The organism is Streptomyces sp. NPDC104096 (genome assembly GCF_055584385.1).
Genome location: NZ_JBVJMD010000125.1, coordinates 1 through 6,791 on the forward strand (window position 1 = coordinate 1; position 6,791 = coordinate 6,791).

Annotated in this window: 1 protein-coding gene, 1 tRNA gene, 3 rRNA genes and 1 pseudogene; 2 read left to right on the plus strand and 4 right to left on the minus strand. The window is 52.4% G+C overall.

The genetic code is table 11. The features are described from left to right. Positions 1-473 (plus strand): molybdopterin-guanine dinucleotide biosynthesis protein MobB (gene mobB, locus ACZ60B_RS42320; protein WP_469397263.1); only part of this gene is annotated, 473 nt, incomplete at its 5' end. Positions 474-545: 72 nt separating this feature from the next. Here mobB and rrf read toward each other — a convergent pair. The 4 genes from rrf to ACZ60B_RS42340 form a co-directional block, all read right to left on the minus strand. Then, a 5S ribosomal RNA gene (rrf, locus tag ACZ60B_RS42325) occupies positions 546-661 on the minus strand. Positions 662-760: 99 nt separating this feature from the next. Further along, positions 761-3,668 (minus strand): 23S ribosomal RNA (locus ACZ60B_RS42330). Between the two features lie 234 nt (positions 3,669-3,902). After that, positions 3,903-3,978: transfer RNA gene (locus ACZ60B_RS42335), tRNA-Glu, on the minus strand. A 206-nt stretch (positions 3,979-4,184) separates the two neighbouring features. Then, positions 4,185-5,726: ribosomal RNA gene (locus ACZ60B_RS42340) — 16S ribosomal RNA — on the minus strand. The 16S, 23S and 5S rRNA genes sit together here with 1 tRNA gene alongside, the layout of an rRNA operon. A 583-nt stretch (positions 5,727-6,309) precedes the next feature. On the opposite strand from ACZ60B_RS42340, the pseudogene ACZ60B_RS42345 reads away from it, so the two are divergent. Beyond that, positions 6,310-6,791, plus strand: a pseudogene (locus tag ACZ60B_RS42345) (hypothetical protein); the annotation flags it as partial.

The following is a 6,791-nucleotide window of genomic DNA, read 5'->3' on the forward strand; positions in this document are numbered from 1 at the left end:
GAACGGGAAAAACCACCTTGCTCAAACAGCTGATCCCGCTGCTGAAACAGCGCCAGGTGCGGGTTGGGCTGATAAAGCATACGCACCACGATATGGATGTGGATACACCGGGTAAAGACAGCTATGAGCTGCGCAAAGCGGGTGCCGACCAAACGTTGGTCGCCAGCGATCGCCGCTGGGCATTGATGACCGAAACGCCGGAGCAACAACCTTTGGATCTACGCTACCTGGCAGAGCGTTTTGATGCCGATAAGGTCGACTTGATTCTGGTGGAAGGGTTCAAACATGAGCCGGTCAGCAAGATCCTGCTTTATCGGGCCGAGATCGGTAGGCCGCTAGAAGACATGCTGGATCAGTTTGTCGTGGCGGTAGCCAGCGACCGACCGCTATCCATCACGGCTAAGCCGTTGGATCTCAATCAGCCGGAAAGCATCGCCGATTTTATTGTCGAGTGGTTGAAAGGCGCAGCGTAGCTGCGCTTTTTTACGTTTTACGCATAGCAAAAAGCCCTGAACGTCAGTTCAGGGCTTTCGGCTTTATTTGATGCCTGGCAGTGTCCTACTCTCGCATGGGGAGACCCCACACTACCATCGGCGCTACGGCGTTTCACTTCTGAGTTCGGCATGGGGTCAGGTGGGACCACCGCGCTATTGCCGCCAGGCAAATTCTGTTTCATTCCAACCGCCTCACTTCCATGAAGCCATCAGAACCAATCTCGGAACTTCGCTGAAAATCTCTCTAAAAACACCTTCGGTGTTGTAAGGTTAAGCCTCACGGATCATTAGTACTGGTTAGCTCAATGCATCGCTGCACTTACACACCCAGCCTATCAACGTCTTAGTCTTAAACGTTCCTTCAGGGACCTTAAAGGCCCAGGGAAGACTCATCTTGAGGCAAGTTTCGCGCTTAGATGCTTTCAGCGCTTATCTTTTCCGCACTTAGCTACCGGGCAATGCCATTGGCATGACAACCCGAACACCAGTGGTGCGTTCACTCCGGTCCTCTCGTACTAGGAGCAACCCCTCTCAATCTTCCAACGCCCACGGCAGATAGGGACCGAACTGTCTCACGACGTTCTAAACCCAGCTCGCGTACCACTTTAAATGGCGAACAGCCATACCCTTGGGACCTACTTCAGCCCCAGGATGTGATGAGCCGACATCGAGGTGCCAAACACCGCCGTCGATATGAACTCTTGGGCGGTATCAGCCTGTTATCCCCGGAGTACCTTTTATCCGTTGAGCGATGGCCCTTCCATTCAGAACCACCGGATCACTAAGACCTACTTTCGTACCTGCTCGAGCCGTCACTCTCGCAGTCAAGCTAGCTTATGCCTTTGCACTAACCTCACGATGTCCGACCGTGATTAGCTAACCTTCGTGCTCCTCCGTTACTCTTTGGGAGGAGACCGCCCCAGTCAAACTACCCACCAGACACTGTCCTCACCCCAGATTATGGGGCCGAGTTAGAACATCAAACATTAAAGGGTGGTATTTCAAGGATGGCTCCACGCAGACTGGCGTCCACGCTTCAAAGCCTCCCACCTATCCTACACATCAAGGCTCAATGTTCAGTGTCAAGCTATAGTAAAGGTTCACGGGGTCTTTCCGTCTTGCCGCGGGTACACTGCATCTTCACAGCGAGTTCAATTTCACTGAGTCTCGGGTGGAGACAGCCTGGCCATCATTACGCCATTCGTGCAGGTCGGAACTTACCCGACAAGGAATTTCGCTACCTTAGGACCGTTATAGTTACGGCCGCCGTTTACTGGGGCTTCGATCAAGAGCTTCGCCTTGCGGCTGACCCCATCAATTAACCTTCCAGCACCGGGCAGGCGTCACACCGTATACGTCCACTTTCGTGTTTGCACAGTGCTGTGTTTTTATTAAACAGTTGCAGCCAGCTGGTATCTTCGACTGGCTTCAGCTCCATCCGCGAGGGACTTCACCTACATGCCAGCGTGCCTTCTCCCGAAGTTACGGCACCATTTTGCCTAGTTCCTTCACCCGAGTTCTCTCAAGCGCCTTGGTATTCTCTACCTGACCACCTGTGTCGGTTTGGGGTACGATTTAATGTTACCTGATGCTTAGAGGATTTTCCTGGAAGCAGGGCATCAACTACTTCTGCACCGTAGTGCATCGTCATCACGCCTCAGGGTTAGTATGCAACCGGATTTACCAGGTCACACCCCCTACACGCTTAAACCGGGACAACCGTCGCCCGGCTAGCCTAGCCTTCTCCGTCCCCCCTTCGCAGTAACACCAAGTACAGGAATATTAACCTGTTTCCCATCGACTACGCTTTTCAGCCTCGCCTTAGGGGTCGACTCACCCTGCCCCGATTAACGTTGGACAGGAACCCTTGGTCTTCCGGCGAGCGGGCTTTTCACCCGCTTTATCGTTACTTATGTCAGCATTCGCACTTCTGATACCTCCAGCAACCCTCACAGGCCACCTTCAACGGCTTACAGAACGCTCCCCTACCCAACAACGCCTAAGCGTCGCTGCCGCAGCTTCGGTGCATGGTTTAGCCCCGTTACATCTTCCGCGCAGGCCGACTCGACCAGTGAGCTATTACGCTTTCTTTAAATGATGGCTGCTTCTAAGCCAACATCCTGGCTGTCTATGCCTTCCCACATCGTTTCCCACTTAACCATGACTTTGGGACCTTAGCTGGCGGTCTGGGTTGTTTCCCTCTTCACGACGGACGTTAGCACCCGCCGTGTGTCTCCCGTGATAACATTCTTCGGTATTCGGAGTTTGCATCGGTTTGGTAAGCCGGGATGGCCCCCTAGCCGAAACAGTGCTCTACCCCCGAAGATGAGTTCACGAGGCGCTACCTAAATAGCTTTCGGGGAGAACCAGCTATCTCCCGGTTTGATTGGCCTTTCACCCCCAGCCACAAGTCATCCGCTAATTTTTCAACATTAGTCGGTTCGGTCCTCCAGTTAGTGTTACCCAACCTTCAACCTGCCCATGGCTAGATCACCGGGTTTCGGGTCTATACCTTGCAACTAATCGCCCAGTTAAGACTCGGTTTCCCTACGGCTCCCCTATACGGTTAACCTTGCTACAAAATATAAGTCGCTGACCCATTATACAAAAGGTACGCAGTCACACCACGAAGGTGCTCCCACTGCTTGTACGTACACGGTTTCAGGTTCTATTTCACTCCCCTCGCCGGGGTTCTTTTCGCCTTTCCCTCACGGTACTGGTTCACTATCGGTCAGTCAGGAGTATTTAGCCTTGGAGGATGGTCCCCCCATATTCAGACAGGATGTCACGTGTCCCGCCCTACTCATCGAACTCACGACCTGTGCATTTTAGTGTACGGGGCTATCACCCTTTGCTGCGCGACTTTCCAGACGCTTCCACTAACACACAAGCCGATTCAGGTTCTGGGCTCCTCCCCGTTCGCTCGCCGCTACTGGGGGAATCTCGGTTGATTTCTTTTCCTCGGGGTACTTAGATGTTTCAGTTCCCCCGGTTCGCCTCATGCCACTATGTATTCATGACATGATAGTGTGTCGAAACACACTGGGTTTCCCCATTCGGGTATCGCCGGTTATAACGGTTCATATCACCTTACCGACGCTTTTCGCAGATTAGCACGCCCTTCATCGCCTCTGACTGCCTAGGCATCCACCGTGTACGCTTAGTCACTTAACCTCACAACCCGAAGATGTTTCCATCGTTCGTGCTGCAAACATTTGAGAGACTCTATGACAGGTTACTCTTCATCCCAGTACATCTACGGAGGGATAAATTTCAGCCGTCATGTTTCAATTTTCAGCTTGTTCCAGATTGTTAAAGAGCAATATCTTAAACATGACTCGCAAGTCATCTTTAAGATTTTTTCGGTTATCGCTAACCGGTGATAATGTCTTTCACTCATTATCGGAATGGCGTCCCCAAGGGGATTCGAACCCCTGTTACAGCCGTGAAAGGGCAGTGTCCTAGGCCTCTAGACGATGGGGACCCGAAATTGGCTTATCGAATCACCGATTCGATAATTTCGGGTAAAGGTGAGATTTTTCGTGAAAAATCGAGCGCCATTGTCGTTTGTCACTGCACTGGACAGTCACAAATCTCCCGGCACTTACCTATACCACAAGGTTTTGTTTGCTCATTACTTTTTCATCAGACAATCTGTGTGAGCACGCCACTCGAATCAATATCTTTAGGTAAGGAGGTGATCCAACCGCAGGTTCCCCTACGGTTACCTTGTTACGACTTCACCCCAGTCATGAATCACAAAGTGGTAAGCGCCCTCCCGAAGGTTAAGCTACCTACTTCTTTTGCAACCCACTCCCATGGTGTGACGGGCGGTGTGTACAAGGCCCGGGAACGTATTCACCGTAGCATTCTGATCTACGATTACTAGCGATTCCGACTTCATGGAGTCGAGTTGCAGACTCCAATCCGGACTACGACATACTTTATGAGGTCCGCTTGCTCTCGCGAGGTCGCTTCTCTTTGTATATGCCATTGTAGCACGTGTGTAGCCCTACTCGTAAGGGCCATGATGACTTGACGTCATCCCCACCTTCCTCCAGTTTATCACTGGCAGTCTCCTTTGAGTTCCCGGCCGAACCGCTGGCAACAAAGGATAAGGGTTGCGCTCGTTGCGGGACTTAACCCAACATTTCACAACACGAGCTGACGACAGCCATGCAGCACCTGTCTCAGAGTTCCCGAAGGCACCAAAGCATCTCTGCTAAGTTCTCTGGATGTCAAGAGTAGGTAAGGTTCTTCGCGTTGCATCGAATTAAACCACATGCTCCACCGCTTGTGCGGGCCCCCGTCAATTCATTTGAGTTTTAACCTTGCGGCCGTACTCCCCAGGCGGTCGATTTAACGCGTTAGCTCCGGAAGCCACGCCTCAAGGGCACAACCTCCAAATCGACATCGTTTACAGCGTGGACTACCAGGGTATCTAATCCTGTTTGCTCCCCACGCTTTCGCACCTGAGCGTCAGTCTTCGTCCAGGGGGCCGCCTTCGCCACCGGTATTCCTCCAGATCTCTACGCATTTCACCGCTACACCTGGAATTCTACCCCCCTCTACGAGACTCTAGCTTGCCAGTTTCAAATGCAGTTCCCAGGTTGAGCCCGGGGATTTCACATCTGACTTAACAAACCGCCTGCGTGCGCTTTACGCCCAGTAATTCCGATTAACGCTTGCACCCTCCGTATTACCGCGGCTGCTGGCACGGAGTTAGCCGGTGCTTCTTCTGCGAGTAACGTCAATTGATGAACGTATTAAGTTCACCACCTTCCTCCTCGCTGAAAGTGCTTTACAACCCGAAGGCCTTCTTCACACACGCGGCATGGCTGCATCAGGCTTGCGCCCATTGTGCAATATTCCCCACTGCTGCCTCCCGTAGGAGTCTGGACCGTGTCTCAGTTCCAGTGTGGCTGGTCATCCTCTCAGACCAGCTAGGGATCGTCGCCTAGGTGAGCCATTACCCCACCTACTAGCTAATCCCATCTGGGCACATCTGATGGCAAGAGGCCCGAAGGTCCCCCTCTTTGGTCTTGCGACGTTATGCGGTATTAGCTACCGTTTCCAGTAGTTATCCCCCTCCATCAGGCAGTTTCCCAGACATTACTCACCCGTCCGCCGCTCGTCACCCAGGGAGCAAGCTCCCCTGTGCTACCGCTCGACTTGCATGTGTTAAGCCTGCCGCCAGCGTTCAATCTGAGCCATGATCAAACTCTTCAATTAAAAGCTTGATTTGCTTCCACTCGAGAAGCGATGCTCAAAGATTTACTGCATGAATTTTACTTCAGTTAGTCACTCTTCAAGACTTGATATTTTTTTGCATCCGAAGATGCTGGATATCGTCTTGTGGAGTGCCCACACAGATTGTCTGATAAATTGTTAAAGAGCAGTGAGTTAGGCGCTTTCGCTTGCTAACTCGAGGTGGCGTATATTACGCTTTCCTCTTTCAGAGTCAACCCTAATTTTCAGGATTTTTTCTCTGCGACCCCCGGATACTCTGTGAAGTTGTTCACATGTTCCGTGTCGATGGAGGCGCATTATAGGGAGTTCCTCGCAGGCCGCAACAGGTATTTTCAGCAAAAACGATCGTTCGCTGCATTCCACAGCAAAACCCCGCCTTATACCCACTTGCGCACAGTGTTATCCACAGATGCGATTTGCACGGAAAATTTACGAGCGCCACGCAAACGTTTTCGCTACAATTCCCCGCGACGAAACGATCCCCCTTTTTATGGGGGCGCTACCTGAATATGTGCCTGACCCTCCCTTTATAAGGCAAAAAACCCTTCCTTATAGAGAGAACGAGGTGGACATTCACGTAACGCTCTTTAATTGCGACTCAAAGCCAAGGGATAAAACCATGCAACAACCTCGTCCAATCCGCCGGGCCCTGCTCAGCGTGTCTGACAAAGCCGGTATCGTTGAATTCGCCGAAGCGCTTTCCCAGCGCGGCGTTGAACTGCTCTCCACCGGCGGCACCGCCCGCCTGCTGGCAGACGCCGGTCTGCCCGTTACCGAAGTTTCCGACTACACCGGCTTCCCGGAGATGATGGACGGACGAGTTAAGACCCTGCACCCGAAAGTTCACGGCGGTATCCTCGGCCGCCGCGGCCAGGACGACGCGGTCATGAATCAGCATGACATCCAGCCTATCGACATGGTGGTCGTCAATCTGTACCCGTTCGCCCAAACCGTGGCGCGCCCAGATTGCTCGCTGGAAGACGCGGTCGAAAATATCGATATCGGCGGCCCGACCATGGTGCGCTCCGCCGCCAAGAACCATAAAGA